This window comes from Enterobacter sp. CRENT-193 (assembly GCF_002787395.1).
Taxonomy (GTDB): Bacteria; Pseudomonadota; Gammaproteobacteria; order Enterobacterales; family Enterobacteriaceae; genus Enterobacter; species Enterobacter hormaechei_C.
Map to the genome: position 1 here is coordinate 1920778 of NZ_CP024812.1, position 18468 is coordinate 1939245.

Sequence of the window (18468 nt, forward strand, 5' to 3'; positions counted from 1 at the left end):
ATGAAAAACATGAAACTGGAGTGGAAAAGAGGTGACTGGGCAGCTTATTTCGGGTTGATGACCAACAACCTGACCAATTTGCTGACCATGATGGGGTTGCTCATTTTTGTCGTCGGCATCCCGAAGGAGATTGTTTATGGACGCATCGCGCCAGCCTTCGGGCTGGCGGTGCTGGTGGCGAGTCTTTGCTATACGTGGTTTGGCCTGCAAATGGCGCGCGCTACCGGACGAACGGACGTCACCGCGTTGCCGTCCGGCCCGAGCGCGCCGTCGATTTTTACCGTGACCTTCCTGGTCTTAATGCCGGTTTACCAGCAAACTGGCGATGCGGATTTCGCGATTCAGATTGGCCTGGTGTGGTGCTTTGTGGAAGCGATGATCCTCGCGGGCGGTTCCTTCCTGGGGGAAACCATCCGCAAGATGATCCCGCGCACCGTGCTGCTGTCGTGCCTGTCCGGTCTTGGCTTGCTGCTGCTGGCGATGAACCCGATGTTGCAGGCGTTCGAAGCGCCGACCGTATCGTTTATCGTCCTGCTGCTGATCTTCATTAACTGGTTCGGTAAAAAGCCGATTTTCGCCCGTATCCCGACCGGCCTGCTGCTGTTAATTGCCGGTACTCTACTTGCGTGGATCTCCGGCCTGCAAAGCCCGGATGCCATTAAAGCGTCCATGTCATCCTTCGGCTTTAACCCGCCGGAAGTGCACGTGGACAGCTTTATGCAGGGGCTGCCGCACGCGCTGCCTTATCTGGCGTCCGCCGTACCGCTGGGGCTGGCAAACTACATCTTTGACCTGGAGAACATCGAAAGCGCCCACGCGGCGGGGGATGAATACCCGACCCGCAAGGTAATGCTGGCGAACGGTCTGGCCTCGATGCTCGGCTGCCTGATGGGCAATCCGTTCCCGGTCACGGTCTACGTCGGCCATCCTGGCTGGAAAGCGATGGGCGCCAGCATCGGCTACACCCTGGCGTCCGGCGTGACCATGTTCATCGTGCCGCTGTTCGGGCTGGGGGCCTTTATGCTCGCCATCATACCGATGACCGCCATCGTGCCGATTCTGGTGTTTATCGGCGTCGTCACCGCCAACCAGGTGGTGAGGGAAACCCCGAAAGTGGAGGTGCCCGTCATCTTCATCTGCCTGTTCCCGTGGATCGCCAACTGGGCGCTGACCATGATGAACAGCGTGATGAGCGCCGCGGGGACCAGCGCGGCGAAAATTGGCACAGACGTGCTGCACAGCAAGGGGATCTACTACGAAGGCTTGATGCATCTCGGCAACGGCGCGCCGCTCGCCAGCATGCTCTGGGGCTGTATCGCCATCTTCGCCATTATCAACAAACCGCTGCGCGGGGCCGTCGCCGCCGCAGGAGGCGCGCTGCTGGCGCTGTTTGGCGTGATCCACGCCCCGGTGGTGGGCTTTGCCGAGGGCAGTTCCCTGATGTTTGTCACGGCCTACCTGATGATGGGCGGGATGTTTGTGGTGAAGCATGTGCTGGATACCTCTGTTAATCCCCCTCTCCCTGTGGGAGAGGGCCGGGGTGAGGGCACCAGAACGCACCTTCTAAAGGAAACAAAATGAAAGAGCTTATGGTCGTCGCCATCGGCGGCAACAGCATTATCAAAGACAACGCCAGCCAGTCGATTGAGCATCAGGCGCAGGCGGTCAAAGCGGTGGCTGAGTCGGTGCTCGAAATGCTGGCCTCGGACTATGACATCGTGCTCACCCATGGCAATGGCCCGCAGGTGGGGCTGGATCTGCGCCGCGCCGAAATCGCCCACGAGCGGGAAGGGCTGCCGCTGACCCCGCTGGCAAACTGCGTGGCGGATACCCAGGGCGGCATCGGCTACCTGATCCAGCAGGCGCTCAACAACCGCCTGGCGGCGCGTGGCGAGCAAAAGGCGGTCACGGTCGTCACCCAGGTGGAGGTGGATAAAAACGATCCCGGCTTTACGCACCCGACAAAACCGATCGGCGCGTTCTTCAGCGAGGCGCAGCGCGACGAGCTACAGCTCGCGCACCCGGACTGGCATTTTGTCGAGGATTCAGGCCGGGGCTATCGCCGCGTGGTGGCCTCGCCCCAGCCGCGGCGCATCGTCGAGGCGGATGCGATTAAGGCGCTAACGCAGAAAGGTTTTGTGGTCATCGGCGCGGGCGGTGGAGGCATTCCCGTGGTGCGCAGTGAACAGGGCGATTACCAGAGCGTGGATGCGGTTATCGATAAAGATCTCTCCACCGCGCTGCTGGCGCGCGAGATCCGCGCCGACGTGCTGGTGATCACCACCGGCGTGGAGAAAGTGTGCGTGAACTTCGGCAAGCCGAACCAGCAGGCGCTGGATACCGTCAACGTGGCGCAGATGACGCGCTACATGGATGAAGGCCACTTCCCGGCAGGTAGCATGTTGCCAAAAATCGTCGCTTCGCTGGAATTTTTACGCCATGGCGGCAGGCGCGTAATCATCACCTCGCCGGACTGCCTGCCCGCAGCGCTGCGCGGTGAAACGGGTACCCATATTATTAATGAAGGAAGATAAGATGAGTGAGAATAAAAGCCGCCGCGAGTTTATCAGCCAGAGTGGCAAAATGGTTACTGCCTGCGCGCTGTTTGGCGCCACGGGTTCCGTCGCGTATGCTGCCGATTCTGTAAAGGCAACCTGCGAGACGGGTAAACCGATGAACATCACCGCAAAACATTACTATCTCGACAACGTGCTGCTGGAAGCCGGGTTTAACTACGACGGCAGCGTGGCGACAAGCACCCGCACCGAGCTGAAAACGCTGGAGATCAAAGACGGGAAAATCGTCGCCCTGCGCGATAACGGCAGCCGCGCCGACGCGACCCTGCCGCACTACGACGCGGGTAAAAAGCTGATGCTTCCGGCGATGCGCGACATGCACATTCACCTGGATAAAACCTTCTACGGCGGCCCGTGGCGCTCCCTGAACCGTCCGGCGGGCACCACCATTCAGGACATGATCCGCCTGGAGCAGAAGCTGCTGCCGGAGTTACAGCCCTACACGCAAGAACGCGCCGAAAAGCTGATCGACCTGATCCAGTCCAAAGGGTCCACCATCGCCCGCAGCCACTGCAACATAGAGCCGGTTTCCGGCCTGAAAAACCTGGAAAATTTGCAGGCGGTACTGGCGCGCCGGGGCGCAGGCTTTGACTGCGAAATCGTTGCCTTCCCGCAGCACGGCCTGCTGCTGTCGAATTCTGAAAAGCTGATGCGCGAGGCGATGCAGGCGGGGGCGCATTATGTGGGCGGGCTGGACCCAACCAGCGTCGACGGCGCGATGGAGAAATCGCTAGATACCATGTTCCAGATTGCGCTGGATTACGACAAAGGGGTGGATATTCACCTGCATGAAACCAGCCCGGCGGGCGTGGCGGCGGTGAACTACATGGTAGAAACCGTGGAGAAAACGCCGGCGCTGAAGGGGAAGCTGACCATCAGCCACGCCTTCGCGCTGGCCACGCTTAACGAACAGCAGGTGGATGAGATCGCCACCCGCATGGCGGCACAGCAGGTAACCATCGCCTCGACCGTGCCGATTGGCACCCTGCACATGCCGCTGAAGCAGTTACGTGATAAAGGCGTGTTTGTCATGACCGGTACCGACAGCGTGATCGACCACTGGTCGCCGTACGGTCTGGGGGACATGCTGGAGAAAGCCAACCTCTACGCCCAGCTCTATATTCGCCCGAACGAGCAGACGCTTTCGCGGGCGCTGGGCATCGCCACCGGCGACGTGCTGCCGCTGAACGACAAAGGTGAGCGCGTGTGGCCTAAAGCGCAGGACGACGCCAGCTTTGTGCTGGTTGACGCCTCCTGTTCCGCCGAGGCGGTGGCGCGCATTTCTCCGCGCACCGCGACGTTCCACAAGGGGAATCTGGTCTGGGGCACGGTCGCCTGACGCCACGTTGGGGTATCGCTACAGGTGATACCCCGACAATCGCAACTCACGGTCAATCCACTCGACGAACTGCTGGATCTTCCACGCGCGTTCGTTCATGTGCGGCATCACCAGATGGTGCGCGTTGATGGCGATACCCATTTCATCAGGCAGCACCTGCACCAGCGAGCCATCCTTCAGGTGATCGGTAGCCATCATTTTGCTCTCCAGAATAAACCCAAGCCCCATGCGCGCCGCTTCAAAGCTCATGTAGGAGCGGTCGAAGCTGAGGCTGAAATTAAGCCAGGGCCTGTCGATATTGTGCCAGGCGAACCATTTCTCCCAGTTCACCAGAGTGCTGGTGGACGAGATAAGCGACTGTTGCAGCAGATCGGCGGGCGTGCTGATGGGATGCTCTTCTGCATAGTCCGGCGAGGCCAATACCACCAGCGTGTCGTTTTTAATGGTTATCACCCGGTAGGCGTCCCAGTCCGGAATACCGTGACGGATATCAATGTCGATATTATCTCTGGCGAACTGTAGGTTCTCATAGGAGCAGGTGAGATTGATGGTGATATCAGGATATTCGGCGCGGAATCTGCCCAGACGGCGCAACAGCCAGGACAGCCCGAAGGTGGGGGAAGAGTGCACGCGAAGCACAGCATTGTCTTTTTCTTTCACGATTTGATCGGTGGCGCGCCCGATGGCGCTCATCGCCGCCGAGACCTCCCGCAGATATTGTTCTCCCGTCGGGGTGAGTTGAACCCCTTTGCCGCTGCGGATAAATAATTTCTTGCCCAGCCACGATTCCAGCGACGCGATCTGGTGGCTTACCGCCGAAGGCGTGACGTTGAGCTGTTCCGCCGCCTGATGGATGCTCAGGGCGTTAGCAACGGCGATAAACGCCTGCAAATTTCTGAGCGAGGGCAGCGATAACGTCTGGCGATCCTGCGCGGACATGGCCTACTCCTTACACGATAATTGATAAAAAACATAACATTGAGACTGCGAGCGGGCAATTTTATCCCGATGTTATTTTTTTGAGCTGTATCGCGAATCAAATTTATCTCAGCAATAAATGAGCTTTATTGAATGGCGTTTCATGGGTAAGCCGATATATTGACGTTGAACGCAATAATAAAACGACTCACGGTGTTCGAATAATGAGGTAAGTTATGTCTCGTATAGAACAAGCTGTCCCCTACATAAAGACTAAAAAAACCAATTACCGTTTCGTTGTGCTGGCATTAATTTTTATTGTTTATGCCATTAACTATGCTGACCGAACAAATATTGGTGCAGTACTGCCGTTTATCATTGACGAATTTCATATCAATAATTTCGAAGCCGGTGCCATCGCCAGCATGTTTTTTTTGGGATACGCCTTGAGCCAAATTCCTGCGGGCTTTTTTATTGCCAAAAAGGGAATTCGCGGCATGGTGGCACTGTCGATATTCGGCTTCTCTGCCTTTACCTGGCTGATGGGCACCGCAACCTCGGTTCTGGGCCTGAAGTGTATCCGCCTGGGGCTGGGGTTAACAGAGGGGCCGTGCCCGGTCGGGCTGGCCTCCACCATCAATAACTGGTTTCCGCCAAAGGAGAAGGCCACGGCCACGGGCGTCTACATCGCCGCCACCATGTTCGCGCCCATCCTCGTGCCGCCGCTGGCAGTGTGGATCGCCATGACCTGGGGCTGGCGCTGGGTCTTCTTCTCCTTTGCGATCCCCGGCCTGGTCATTGCCGTCCTGTGGTATCTGCTGGTACGCACCAGGCCGTCCGAGAGCGCATTCGTCTCGAAAGCGGAGCTGGAGACCATTACCGCCGGTCAGGAGACCCCGGACGCCAGACGGGAAAATATCGTGATTTCACAAGGCTTTGCACGCCTCGACCGGCTGATCCGCGTGCGGGAATTAGCCCCGGTAAGCACGGTGAAAGGGCTGTTTACCTCGAAGAATATTCTCGGCGACTGCCTGGCCTATTTTATGATGGTCAGCGTGCTGTACGGACTGTTGACGTGGATCCCGCTCTATCTGGTGAAAGAGAAAGGCTTTACGTTTATGAGCATGGGGCTGGTCGCCAGCATGCCGTGCATCGGTGGATTTATCGGTGCGATTTTTGGCGGCTACGTCTCCGACAAACTGCTCGGCCGCCGACGTAAACCGACCATGATGTTTACCGCCATCAGCACCGTTTTAATGATGGTTATTATGCTGAATATTCCGCAAAGCACCGTCGCGGTTTGCGTCGGGTTATTTTTTGTCGGCCTCTGTCTGAATATCGGCTGGCCCGCTTTTACGGCTTATGGAATGGCTGTTGCGGACAGTAAAACCTATCCGATTGCCGCGTCCATTATCAATAGCGGCGGTAATCTCGGCGGATTTGTTTCCCCGATGCTGGCAGGTTATCTGCTGGATAAAACAGGTAGTTTTAATACCGTGTTTATTTATTTCGGTATTTGCGCAGCCATTGGCTTAATAATGATTATGCTGCTGGAAGAGCCGAAATAAAACATTAAATCTCTCTTGTCCTAATGGAGTAAATGTATGCTACTGAAAAATAAAGTCGCCGTTATTACCGGCGCGGCTTCCGTACGCGGTTTGGGTTTCGCTACGGCGAAATTATATGCTGAACAGGGTGCGAAAGTGGTGATTATCGATTTAAACGCTGAAGCCAGCCGGGCTGCCGCCGCGAGCCTTGGCGACGAACATCTGGGCCTTGCGGCGAACGTCAGCAATGAATTACAGGTTAATGCCGCCATTGAGCAGGTGCTGGGGAAATACGGGCGCATCGATATTCTGGTGAATAACGCCGGCATAACTCAGCCGATCAAGCTGATGGATATCAAACGCGAAAATTACGATGCGGTGCTTGACGTCAGCCTGCGCGGCACGCTGCTAATGTCCCAGGCGGTTATTCCCACTATGCGCGCGCAAAAGTCGGGCAGCATCGTCTGCATTTCATCGGTATCGGCCCAGCGCGGCGGCGGCATCTTTGGCGGCCCACACTACAGCGCTGCAAAAGCGGGTGTGCTAGGGCTGGCAAAAGCCATGGCGCGTGAGCTGGGGCCCGACAATGTGCGCGTAAACTGCATCACGCCGGGTCTTATCCAGACGGACATTACCGCAGGCAAGCTGAGCGATGAGATGAAAACGTCCATTCTGGCGGGCATTCCGCTTAACCGCCTCGGAGACGCGCAGGATATTGCCCGCGCCGCGCTGTTCCTCGGCAGCGACCTCTCTTCTTACTCCACCGGTATCACGCTCGACGTGAACGGCGGGATGCTGATCCATTAAGGAGATACGACGATGACGGATACCACAGTTCAACAGGTTGCCGCCGCGGCCTGGCGCATTCGCCGCTACGCGCTGCGCATGGGCGAAGTGCAGGGGCAGGGCTACATCGGGCAGGCGCTGGGCTATGCCGATGTGCTGGCCACCGCGTTTGCCCACGGGATGAACCTTAAGCCGGGCGAGCCGGAGTGGGAGGGGCGTGACCGTTTTTTGCTCTCTCACGGCCACTACGCCATTGCCTGTTACGCCGCCCTGATTGAAGCGGGGATCGTTCCTGAAGAGGAGCTGGAGACCTACGGCGCGGACGACAGCCGCCTGCCGATGTCCGGCATGGCAACCTACACGCCGGGCATGGAGATCTCCGGCGGTTCGCTGGGGCAGGGCTTAAGCATTGGCGTTGGCATGGCGCTGGGGCTGAAGCGCAAGCAGAGCGCGGCATGGGTCGTTAACTCCATGTCGGACGGCGAGCTGGACGAAGGGTCAACCTGGGAAGCTGCGATGTCGGCGGCACATCACGGCCTGTCGAACCTGATCGTGCTGGTGGACATTAACCGCCAGCAGGCGGATGGCAACTCGCACGCGATCCTCGGCTTTGAGCCGCTGGAAGATAAATGGACCTCCTTCGGCTGGTACGTGCAGCGCGTCAACGGCAACGATGTCCCTTCACTGGTAACGGCGTTTGATAACGCCAAACGCTACCCGGAAAACCAGCCGCGCGTCATTTTGTGCGACACGCTGATGGGCAAGGGCGTGCCGTTCCTCGAAAAGCGTGACAAGAACCATTTTATTCGCGTGGATGCTGACGAGTGGCAAAAGGCACTCGCTGTGCTGGATGCCAACAAACCTGAAGGAGTGCTGTAATGAGCCAGACCACGGAGAAAAAACCGCGTTTAACCACGTCGGCGATGATTGCCTCTATCGCGGAAGAGGGCCAGGAGACGCGAGCCGCACCGTTCGGCCACGCGCTGGTGAAGCTGGCGGAACAGCGACCGGAGGTCGTAGGCATGACTGCGGATCTGTCGAAGTACACCGATCTGCATATTTTCGCTCAGGCCTACCCGGAACGCTTCTTTCAGATGGGCATGGCCGAGCAGTTGTTAATGGGGGCCGCGGGCGGCATGGCGAAAGAGGGTTTTATTCCTTTCGCCACCACCTATGCCGTCTTCGCTACCCGCCGCGCCTACGACTTTATCCATCAGGTGATTGCTGAAGAGCACCTGAACGTGAAGATCTGTGCGGCGCTGCCGGGGCTAACCACCGGTTACGGGCCGAGCCACCAGGCGACGGAAGATATTGCGATTATGCGCGGTATTCCGGGCATGACGATTATCGATCCCTGTGACGCAATCGACACCGAACAGGCGGTGCCGGCGATGGCAGCGCACGATGGCCCTGTCTATATGCGCCTGCTGCGCGGCAAGGTGCCGGTGGTGCTGGACCAGTACAACTACCAGTTTAAGATTGGCAAAGCTGCGCTGCTGGAAGAGGGGAACGATGTCCTGATCGTCGCCTCAGGCCTGATGACCATGCGTGCGCTGGAGGCGGCGAAGCAGCTGCGTAAGGATAACGTCAGCGTGGCGGTGCTGCACTCGCCCACCATTAAGCCGCTGGACGAAGAGACGATCCTGGCGCAGGCTGCGAAGCCGGGACGGCTGGTCATCGTGGCGGAAAACCACAGCAGCGTAGGCGGGTTGTGCGAAGCCGTCGCGTCGCTGTTGATGCGCAACCGCGTGAACGTGGATTTCGATACCGTCGCGCTGCCGGACGCGTTCCTTGATGCGGGCGCGTTGCCCACCCTCCATGACCGCTACGGGATCTCAACCACAGCCATGGTGGAGAAAATCCGGCGCAGGCTGTGATTTATAAGACGGATACGTTGTCAACGGGCGAGGGGTGCTTTACCCTCGCCATTGTTGCGATAAAGGAGTCCGTTATGGCGCAAAACATCTACGACAACCCGGCATTTTTTGAAGGCTATGCCCAGCTTCCGCGCTCGGTTCAGGGCCTGAACGGCGCGCCGGAGTGGCCCGCGCTCAAGGCAATGCTGCCAGATTTAACCGGTAAAGCGGTTGTCGATCTCGGCTGCGGCTACGGATGGTTCTGTCGCGCAGCGCGCGAGCTGGGCGCGTCTGACGTCACGGGTGTTGATATTTCAGAAAAAATGCTCGCCCGCGCGGCTGAACTGACTGATGACAATCGGATTCACTATCAGCGTAGCGATCTGGAATCTCTGGCGCTGAAAGCGAATAGCCTCGATCTGGTCTACAGCTCGCTGGCGCTACACTACCTGCCGGAGCTGGACACGCTATTCGCCAGGGTGCAGCGCGCGCTAAAACCCGGTGGCAGCCTGGTCTTCTCGATGGAGCACCCGATTTATACCTGCGCCACCCGTCAGGGCTGGCTGACCGACGACAGCGGCGAGCGGTTCTGGGGCGTGAATCATTATCAGGACGAAAGCCAGCGCGTCAGCAACTGGCTGGCGGACGGGGTGATTAAATACCACCGCACGCTGGGCACCACGCTTAACGCACTGATCAAGGCCGGATTGACGATAAGCGAAGTCAATGAGTGGGGACCAACGCAGACGCAGGTTGACGCCTGGCCCGCGCTGGCCGAAGAGGCGGAACGCCCGATGCTGGTGCTGATCGCCGCCCGTAAGGCTTAATAGCCGACTTTATATACCCGCCCGCTCTGTACCCCTTCCACGCTGCGGCGGTAGGCCTGCGCAACGGTCGCAGCGGGAACGCTTTCAAAGCCCGGGAAGAAGCCATCATATGCTTCGACGGATTCCGTCAGCACCGTCGGGCTGATCAGGTTAATGCGGATCCCGCGCGGCAGTTCACAGGCCGCGGCGCGCACAAACCCTTCCAGCGCCGCATTGACCGTGGTGGCATTGACGCCCTGAGCAATCGGCTCGTGAGCCACAATGCCGCTTATCAGCGTAATCGAGCCGCCTTCGTTCAGGTAGTGCTGGCCGGTCAGCGCCAGACGAATCTGCCCCAGCAGCTTATCCTGCAAGCCCCGGTTGAATTCGCCGTCGGTCATGGTTGCGAGCGGGCCGAAGTGTACCCCACCGCTGGCGGAGACAATCGCATCCACCGGGCCGATCTTTTCGAACAGCGCCTGTACGCTCGCCTGCGAGGTGATATCCACCTGATGGTCGCCCTGCGTGCGACCCACGCTGATCACCTCGTGACGACGGCTTAGCTCTTCTGTCACAGCACGACCGACCGTACCGCTGGCACCAATAATGACGATTTTCATAGCAGACTCCTTATGTTGTGAGCCTTCATTCTTTAATAAATAAAAATTCAGATAAACTGGGCTGATGTTAGAAGATTGCTAACCAGAGGTTCGGAATATGGATAAGCTTCGCGGCATGGAGACGTTCATCGCGGTGGTGGAAAGCGGCAGCTTTACCGGCGCGGCGGCTCGGCTGGAGATGTCGGCGGTGATGGTCGGGAAGTATATTACGCAGCTGGAAACGCAGCTCGGCACGCGGCTGCTGGAGCGCAACACCCGTCGCCAGAGCCTGACGGATGCCGGACGCGTTTATTTCGAAGAGGCCAGGCGCGTGCTGGAGCAGGTCTCGATTGCTGAAAACGCGGTTGAGCGCCTGCGAGCCACACCCGCCGGCACCCTGCGCGTGACAGCGCCCACCTCGTTTGGCGGCTGCGTTATCGCGCCTCTGACGGCCACGTTTTTGCAGCGTTACCCGGAAGTGCGCATCGAACTGGATCTCACCAACCGAATGGTTGATCTGGTCGAGGAAGGGGTCGATCTGGCCATTCGTATCGGTGAGATCCGTAATGAGGACCTGGTGGCGAAATATCTGTGTCCCTACAACATGGTGATCTGCGCCGCGCCGGATTATCTGGCGCGTCACGGTACGCCGCAAACGCCAGCCGATCTGGTGGATCACCTGTGCCTGTCGCACACGGTATGGACGGCGCGTAACGAGTGGCGGCTGCCGGGTGTGGAAGGCGAAGTGCGCTGGAAGCGTGATGCCGTCTTACGATGCAATGACGGCTACGGCTTACGCATGGCGGCGCGAGCCGGGGCGGGACTTCTGCTGCAACCGGAAGTGCTGGTGGCGGAAGAGCTGGCGAGCGGCAGGCTGGTTCGGGTTCTGGAAGCGTTTACGCCCGCGCCGAGGCCGGTGCATTTACTGTGGCGCCAGGATTTGCGGCCGCTGCCTAAGCTAACGGAATTTATTGCCCATATTCTGCTAAGATTGGGCACAATATAAAAAAAGAAGGTAAGTAAAGAATGTCTGCAAACAAACTCGCCAGCAGCGCGCAGGGCCTGCAATCCTCTGCCATCCGTGAATTATTAAAACATAGCAAAATGGCAGGCGTGATTTCGCTGGGTGGCGGTATTCCAAATCCGGACCTGTTCGATCATGAAGGTTTAAAAATCGCCGCTGATGCCGTGCTGTCTCAGCATTTTGGCGAAGCATTCCAGTACGGTCTGACGGAAGGCGTCCCGGGGCTGCGCGAAGAGATCCAACGCATCTCTGAAGGTCGCGGCATCGCCTGTAAAGCCGATGATGTGGTCATTACTTCCGGCTCGCAACAGTCGCTTGACGTGCTGGCGCGGGCGTTAATCAACCCGGGCGATACGGTCGTCGTGGAGCGGCCTACCTACCTCGCCGCGTTGCAGGTCTTTGGCCTGGCGCAGGCGAAATTTGAATCCGTCGGTACCGACGGCGACGGCATGAAAGTGGATGAACTAGAAGCGCTGGTGGCAACTAAAACCATCAAAGCGGTTTATATCGTGCCAACCTTTGGTAACCCGGGCGGCGTGACGCTCTCCGAAGCGCGTCGTAAACAGCTGGTGGAATTATCGAAGCGCTATGACTTCGTGATTATCGAAGACGACCCGTACAGCGAGATCAACTACACCGACGAAGCGTTCCGCCCGCTGATTGCTCATGCCAAAGATATCGGCAATGAGGATAACGTGGTGTACACCTCCACCTTCTCTAAAATCCTCGCGCCGGGCACCCGCGTGGGCTGGGTGCTGGTGCCGGAGTGGCTAAAGCGCGCGGTAGTGAACCTCAAGCAAACCACCGATCTGCACACCAGCACGCTGTCGCAGCTGATGACGTACGAATATCTGAAAACCGGTCGTCTGGCGAATCAGATTAAAATGATCCGCGAAGCCTACCGCCAGAAATACCAGACCTTTGCCAGTGGACTGGAAGCGGAGCTGGGCGATGTGATGTCGTTCCACAAGCCAAAGGGCGGCATGTTCCTGTGGGCGAAAATGAATAACGGCATCAATACGACGAAATGGCTGGAAAAAACGTTGAGCAACGGCGTCGTGTTTGTGCCGGGTGAGTTCTTCTACTGCAACGAGCCGGACCACACCACGCTGCGCATGTCTTTCGTTACCCCAACGGATGAGCAGCTTAAAGAAGCGGTTCGACGCCTGAGAATTTCCCTGTAACCGGATGCGCATAATGGCAGATGCCGTTATGCGCCGTTCCCGTGTCGGGTAAGCGTATTGCGTGGCGCGAGCGGATCAGGCAACGTCCGGCTTGCCGGATTTTCGCTTCGCCATGACTTCCGCAACGGTTTTTATCCGGCTTAACTCCTCCTGCGTGCGGGAGTTAGATTGCGCTTCCCAGATATCAACGTTTAGCTGTAAGTTCAGCCAAAATTCAATAGTGGTATTAAAGGCTTTTGCCAGTTTGATCGCCATATCGGCAGTAAGTTTGCGATTGTTATTGACCAACGCGCTTACGGTATTGCGGTGTACATTTAGCATCTCTGCCAGATCGTTGATTTTCAGATTGAGCGGTTCAAGATACTCATACTGCAACACCTCGCCCGGCGTGGTGGGTTTGCGGAGTGCCTGTTGAAGTGTCATAGGTGATGCCTCACTTGTGTTGCGTGTACTTGTGTGGAGAGAGATAGAGATCGTCTGCTTTTCCCTCTGACCAGCGAAATACAAGCCTGTATTGTCTGTTTACCCGGATAGAGGAGTATCCCTTCAACGGAGGACTCAATGCTTCATACATATTGCCCGGTGGCGATCGTAAATCCAGGTGCGACATAGCCGCATTGATGATGTCGAGCTTTCTTGCAAGCGCTGTTTCCAGATTCAAAGGAATAACATTGCTCGATCTCCCCTAGAGAAAAAAATCCTCAAGCCATTGATCCCGAAAATGATTAATCATAATGCTGGTAAGCTCCAGTCCTTGAAGCTGAGTGGATAGTAATGCACTCCTGCACTGTGCGCAAGTGCGTTTTGTCTGCGAGTAATATTACCCCTGTCATGGCTGAAGGGAAGTGTGATGCATGACTAAAGGTTAATTCTTCGAGGCGGATTCCACGTCTTGCGTGCGGATTAATGCCCGGCGGCGCTGCGCTTGCGCGGGCCTGCGAGAATGTAGGCCGGGTAAGGCGCAGCCGCCACCCGGCTTTTGACTACCGCTCCCTCAGCGCCTCCTTCGCCCGGTTAAACGGTTTGATCATATAATCCAGCACCGTTTTCTCTCCGGTCTTAATATCCACCGTCGCTATCATCCCCGGCACGATCGAGAAGTGCCTGCCCGCCTTATTCACCAGATAATCCTGGCTGGTACGGATAAATACCCGGTAATAGAACACCTCCGGCTTCGCTTCGTCCTGAATGGTGTCTGGCGAAATAGTCTCCACCACCCCGTGCAGCCCGCCGTAAATCGCGTAATCGTAGGCGGTGATTTTCACCAGCGCCTCCTGATTAGGATGGATAAAGGCGATATCCCGCGGCGAGAGGCGGGTTTCAATCAGCAGGTGATCGTCCACCGGCACAATTTCCATCAGCTCGCCGTTGGGCGGGATCACACCGCCGATGGTGGTGACCTTGATGTTTTTCACGATCCCGCGCACCGGAGACTTCACCGTCAGACGGGTAACGGAATCCTCGCGGCCTTTCAGGATCGCTGACACCATATCCACCTCGGCGTTGGCCTTCGACAGCGCTTCACGGGCCTGCACGTAATACTGGGAACGGACGTCGGTGAGCTTCAGCTCCAGGTCGCTTTTCTGCCGTTGCAGACGCAGCACTTCCACGTGGCTGGCGGCCCCGGTTTTCACCAGCCGCTGGGTGATCGCCAGTTCTTTGTTCGCGAGATCTAACGCGGCGCGCAACTCCCGCTGGGTATCCTCCAGCTGGGCGCGGCGCGAGTTGTAGAGCCGCGTTTCGGCGGCGGTCAGGTCGGTCCATTTCGCCAGGGACGGCGGGAATTTGAGCGGCAGATCGTTCACCTCGGCATACAGACGCGCGCTGGAGGCCAGCGACGCGCGGTAACGCGCCGCGCTTTCGCCGACGTTAGATTCCGAGCGGGTAGGATCCAGCCGCGCCAGCACCTGTCCGGCCTGCACCTGATCCCCTTCGTGCACGTTCAGCTCGGTGAGGATCCCCCCATCCAGCGACTGCAACACCTGCTCGCGTGAGCTGGGGATCACTTTTCCGGTGCCGGTTGAGACTTCGTCCAGCACGCCGAACCACGCCCAGACGCCGAGCACCACAAACATCACCAGGGAGAAGAAAACAATGCGCCGGGCGCCGGTATAACCGCTTTCGGAGTCGAGCGCGTTATCCAGATCTTCTACTGCGGCAACGTCACGCTGACTGATTTTCATTTTTCCACTCCCGTCCGGTTGCCTGCTGCTGTTGCTGCATACGGCTGTTGTTCAGCGCCTGGGCTTTTGGCGCGTCCATCACCAGCATGCCATCTTTGAGTACCACTACGCGCTCCACCAGCTCCAGCACCGGCACGCGGTGGGTCGCGACAACCAGCGTGCGGTTGCCGAGCCACGCCCCGAGACGTTGAATAAATTCCCGCTCGGTATGTTCATCAAGGGAGGCGGTCGGTTCATCCATCAGCACGATATTCGGGTCGCGTAGCAGCATCCGCGCCAGCAGAATAGACTGCCGCTGCCCGCCGGACAGCCCGACGCCGTTCTCCATAATCGGGTAATCCAGCCCCTTTGGCAGCTTCTGCACAAAGCTGGCCGCGCCGCACATCTCCAGCACCTCGAAGATCTCTTTATCGGTGGCGCGCGGCATGCCGAGCGTGATGTTCTCGCGCAGGGTGCCATAAAACAGCCGGGCGTTTTGGGTCATAAAGCCGACGTTTCTCCGCACGTCAGCCACGTCCAGATGCGGCAGGCTGAGGTTGTCGAGCCGCAGTTCACCACCCGCCAGATCCATCCCGCCCGCCATCGCCTGCAACAGGGTTGATTTGCCCGCGCCGTTGCGCCCGAGGATCGCCACTTTTTCGCCCGCTTTGATCTCCAGGCGGTTAATGCGCAGCGCCATGCGGGGATCTTCCGGGTGATAGCGGAACTGCGCCTGCTCGAAAAGATAGTGGCCGCGCAACACGTCCTGGCGGATCGGCGTCTCTTCGCGCTGGTTCTCGGTCGGCAGCTGCATAATGCTGTCCAGCCCCTCTTTGGCCGCCTTCACCTGCTGCCAGCGGGCCAGCACGCCGCATAGCGTCGCCATCGGGGCGATCATCCGTGAGGCGAGCATCGAGGCGGCCACCACCGAACCGGTGGTTAAGGTGCCGTCGATCACCATCGGCGCGCCCACCACGATCACCCCGGCATAGACCAGGCTCTGAATGGTCATCCCCCAGCTGATCAGGTTCTGCGTCAGTTCGCGGGTGCGCAGGCCGGATTCGGCGGTGATCTGGATATAGCTGTTCCACTGCTGCAAAAAGCGGTTCTCTGCCTGCATCAGCTTGATGTCCTCCAGCCCCTGCACGCTTTCCACCAGCACCGCGTTGCGCAGGGTTGATTCGTGCGCCGACTGCTTCGCCAGCTCCGCCAGCTTCTTTTGCAGCAGCAGGCCAGGCAGGACCATGATCACCGCCGCCACCGGAGCGATCCACGCCAGCTGCGGGGCGATGATCGCCAGCACAATCACAAACAGGATAAAAAACGGCAGATCGACGATGGTGGAGATGGTGGAGGAGGTGACCATCTCGCGGATCTGCTCCAGCTCGCGCAGCTGGGAGATAAAGCTGCCGGTGGATCGCGGAATGGCGCTGTGGCGCAGCCGCAGCGCGTGGCCGAACACCCGATCCGAGACGCGCAGATCCGAGCGTTTGCCCAGCAGATCCATAATGTGTCCGCGCGCCACGCGCAGCACAAAGCCAAACAGCGTGGCGATCAGCACCCCGATAGTCAGCACATAGAGCGTCGGATAGGACTGGGCGGGGATCACCCGGTCATACACCTGCATGGAAAAGACGATGCCCGAGAGGGAGAGCACGTTAATGAACAGTGCAGCCAGCATCACCCAGCTGTAAGGGCGAAGGTCGCGCATCACCAGCCGGTAGAGCCAGTCCGGGCGGTATTTTGATATATAGGCATCCACGCGGCTGTCCTTCAGCGCCGCCAGCGGACGCAGGGCGATGACGTGGCGGATGGCAGGCAGCATCGCGCTCATCGACAGGCGGTTGGTGTGCGTGCTGTCGTCGAAAAAGCTGACCTCAAGCGTATCCTCGCCGTCGAAATTGTCGATGACGCCGATTTTACCGTCGTTCAGCTCCACCACCACCGGCAGACGCCAGCTATTGATAGCGTGCTGATCGGCCGTCAGCAACTGGAATGTCAGCCCGGCTTCACGGGCGAGCTGCGTCAGCGCGGGCACCATCGGTTTGCCTTTCAGCCACGGCGCGCCTGCGACGAGCGAGCCTGGCGAGCAGGCAACGCGATAGCGCGTCGCCACGTAGCCAAACGCCTGCGCCCACTGCTCTAGCGCCTGATCCGTCATGTTTTCACCCTGCGGGATATCGCGTTGCTTCATGGCTGGATCTCCACGGTCTGGATGGTGCGGTTTTCAAGATCGAACGCGTGACGCAGGCGCCCGGTGTTGTACAGACAGTTGAGCTGAAGCTGATGCAGCTGTCCGGCGGTTTGCTGTTGGGTAAAGCGCGCCTGATACACCTCCTGCTCGGCGTTGAGCACGTCGAGCAGCGGGCGGGATCCAAGATCGAGATACTGCTGCTGATACAGCTCGCGGGTGCGGGCGCTGAGCGCTTCCTGACGGCCCTGGATCTGAAGCGTGCTCATCAGGCTCATCACCTGGCTGCGCGCTTCCAGCAGTTTTTGCCGCACCTCAAGACGGGTGCGCTGGATGGTGGACTGGGCGGATTCCACCGCGTGTCCGGCGGCGTTACGCCGGGCGGTGAGGCCGCCACCCTGATAGAGCGGCATTTGCACTTTAACCCACGCGGAGTACTGGGTGCGGTCCCGCGTTTCGTTGCCCGCGTAGCGGTCGTTCAGGTAGTGACGAACTTCCGGCTCCAGAGAAACGGTAGGGGTCATTTGCGCGTTGGCATAATCGAGATTTGCCTGCGCGACGTTGGCCTGCGCCCAGGCCGCTAATACCGAGGGCACCAGACGATCGTCCGGCTCGGTGATGTCGCAGCTGCGGGCCAGGCTTTGCGGAAAGTCATTGCTGACCGCGTTCAGGCTGTCCCAGCCCAGCAAGCTCATCAGCGTGGCGCGCGAGCTGTCGAGGCTCGCCTGATACTGCATCAGCTGCGCACGCGCCCCTTCGATACGGGCATCGGTCTGCACCACGTCAGAGAGTGACGTTGCGCCTTCATCATTACGTTGTTTCGTCAGGGTGCCGATGGAGGACAGGGCATCCAGCTGTTCTTTGGCGGTCTCGACCATCTGCTGCCAGGTCTGCACCTGCACCATGGCGATGGCGGTATCGTGGGCGATGGTGTCGATGCTCACCAGCACGTTGGCCTGCTGCTGGGCGACGCCCGCGTTTTCCGCGCGCACCTGGCTTGCGACTTTGCCGAAGTCGTACAGCATTTGCGAAAGAGAAAGCACCAGCGAGGGGGTAAAGCCATTATCGTCACCGTCGTGGCTATAGCCGTTATCCATGCCAGCGTTAATTTGCGGATAATATTTCGATTTAGCGACGTCCACATTTTCGCTCTGCTGATAAAGTTTGCCGACGGCTTCACTGATGGCCGGATGCCAGGTCACGGCGCGGTTAACCGCTTCATTCAGCTGTAGCGTGCCGGGGGCGGCTTTGCTGGCTACGGGCGCCACGCGGCCATTTAAAGAGGGGAGTTCCTGCGTTTCGCTTAATTGTCCGGTATTAATCATCGCCGCAGGGTTTGCCGCGATAGCGGGCACAGATATCAGGCAGCACGAGAGCCACCAGTAAGGCATCTTCTTTCCCATGTCTTGTCCCTAATAAAAAAGTACTGCTTTTTTGTTTATGCCCGGGCGCTGCGCGCGCCCGGGTCATTTCTTGCAGG

General features: G+C 58.5%; 16 protein-coding genes and 1 pseudogene. 10 read left to right on the forward strand and 7 right to left on the reverse strand.

What is annotated here, in order from left to right:
- The 3 genes from CU081_RS09515 to CU081_RS09525 are packed head-to-tail and all read left to right on the forward strand — an operon-like array spanning position 1 to position 3915.
- Positions 1-1581 (forward strand): hypothetical protein, encoded by a 1581-nt coding sequence (locus CU081_RS09515; RefSeq protein WP_022651712.1) that lies wholly within the window; start codon positions 1-3, stop codon positions 1579-1581.
- Positions 1578-2534: a carbamate kinase family protein gene (locus tag CU081_RS09520; protein WP_022651711.1), complete on the forward strand. Its 957-nt coding sequence runs from the start codon at positions 1578-1580 to the stop codon at positions 2532-2534. The genes CU081_RS09515 and CU081_RS09520 overlap by 4 nt, the downstream gene beginning before the upstream one ends.
- Position 2535: 1 nt before the next feature.
- Positions 2536-3915 (forward strand): amidohydrolase family protein, encoded by a 1380-nt coding sequence (locus tag CU081_RS09525; RefSeq protein WP_022651710.1) that lies wholly within the window; start codon positions 2536-2538, stop codon positions 3913-3915.
- An 18-nt stretch (positions 3916-3933) separates the two neighbouring features.
- Here the strand turns inward: CU081_RS09525 and CU081_RS09530 are convergent, their stop codons facing one another.
- Entirely contained in the window at positions 3934-4854 is a 921-nt protein-coding gene (locus tag CU081_RS09530; protein ID WP_022651709.1) for a LysR substrate-binding domain-containing protein, read from the reverse strand.
- Between the two features lie 215 nt (positions 4855-5069).
- On the opposite strand from CU081_RS09530, the gene CU081_RS09535 reads away from it, so the two are divergent.
- The 5 genes from CU081_RS09535 to CU081_RS09555 all read left to right on the forward strand — a co-directional run bounded on the left by CU081_RS09535 (position 5070) and on the right by CU081_RS09555 (position 9849).
- Complete coding sequence (locus CU081_RS09535; protein ID WP_022651708.1) at positions 5070-6401, forward strand: MFS transporter; 1332 nt, start codon at positions 5070-5072, stop codon at positions 6399-6401.
- Between the two features lie 36 nt (positions 6402-6437).
- Positions 6438-7187, forward strand: a complete 750-nt coding sequence (locus tag CU081_RS09540) for an SDR family NAD(P)-dependent oxidoreductase (RefSeq protein ID WP_003862216.1) — start codon at positions 6438-6440, stop codon at positions 7185-7187.
- Between the two features lie 12 nt (positions 7188-7199).
- Positions 7200-8045 (forward strand): transketolase, encoded by an 846-nt coding sequence (locus CU081_RS09545; protein ID WP_022651707.1) that lies wholly within the window; start codon positions 7200-7202, stop codon positions 8043-8045.
- Entirely contained in the window at positions 8045-9043 is a 999-nt protein-coding gene (locus CU081_RS09550; protein ID WP_022651706.1) for a transketolase family protein, read from the forward strand. The genes CU081_RS09545 and CU081_RS09550 overlap by 1 nt, the downstream gene beginning before the upstream one ends.
- A 74-nt stretch (positions 9044-9117) precedes the next feature.
- Positions 9118-9849 (forward strand): class I SAM-dependent methyltransferase, encoded by a 732-nt coding sequence (locus tag CU081_RS09555; protein WP_022651705.1) that lies wholly within the window; start codon positions 9118-9120, stop codon positions 9847-9849.
- On the opposite strand, the gene CU081_RS09560 is transcribed toward CU081_RS09555, so the two are convergent.
- Positions 9846-10448 carry a short chain dehydrogenase gene (locus tag CU081_RS09560; protein WP_022651704.1) on the reverse strand — a complete coding sequence of 201 codons (603 nt, stop codon included), beginning with the start codon at positions 10446-10448 and terminating at the stop codon, positions 9846-9848. The two genes, CU081_RS09555 and CU081_RS09560, sit on opposite strands and share 4 nt — an antisense overlap.
- Before the next feature lie 97 nt (positions 10449-10545).
- On the opposite strand from CU081_RS09560, the gene CU081_RS09565 reads away from it, so the two are divergent.
- Both CU081_RS09565 and CU081_RS09570 read left to right on the forward strand, forming a co-directional pair.
- Positions 10546-11433, forward strand: a complete 888-nt coding sequence (locus CU081_RS09565; protein ID WP_022651703.1) for a LysR family transcriptional regulator — start codon at positions 10546-10548, stop codon at positions 11431-11433.
- Between the two features lie 20 nt (positions 11434-11453).
- Positions 11454-12635: an aminotransferase-like domain-containing protein gene (locus CU081_RS09570; protein WP_022651702.1), complete on the forward strand. Its 1182-nt coding sequence runs from the start codon at positions 11454-11456 to the stop codon at positions 12633-12635.
- Positions 12636-12710: 75 nt separating this feature from the next.
- Here the strand turns inward: CU081_RS09570 and CU081_RS09575 are convergent, their stop codons facing one another.
- The 5 genes and pseudogenes from CU081_RS09575 to CU081_RS09595 form a co-directional block, all read right to left on the reverse strand.
- A complete protein-coding gene (locus tag CU081_RS09575; protein WP_022651701.1) occupies positions 12711-13058 on the reverse strand; it encodes a HigA family addiction module antitoxin in 348 nt (115 codons plus the stop codon).
- 10 nt (positions 13059-13068) lie between these two features.
- Positions 13069-13368 (reverse strand): annotated as a pseudogene (locus CU081_RS09580) (type II toxin-antitoxin system RelE/ParE family toxin).
- Between the two features lie 250 nt (positions 13369-13618).
- Entirely contained in the window at positions 13619-14818 is a 1200-nt protein-coding gene (locus CU081_RS09585) for an HlyD family efflux transporter periplasmic adaptor subunit (RefSeq protein ID WP_003862224.1), read from the reverse strand.
- A complete protein-coding gene (locus CU081_RS09590) occupies positions 14799-16991 on the reverse strand; it encodes a type I secretion system permease/ATPase (protein ID WP_022651699.1) in 2193 nt (730 codons plus the stop codon). Before CU081_RS09590 ends, CU081_RS09585 begins: the two co-directional genes overlap by 20 nt.
- On the reverse strand, positions 16988-18391 hold the full coding sequence (locus CU081_RS09595; RefSeq protein ID WP_022651698.1) for a TolC family outer membrane protein: 1404 nt from the start codon (positions 18389-18391) through the stop codon (positions 16988-16990). Before CU081_RS09595 ends, CU081_RS09590 begins: the two co-directional genes overlap by 4 nt.
- Positions 18392-18468 lie beyond the last annotated feature (77 nt).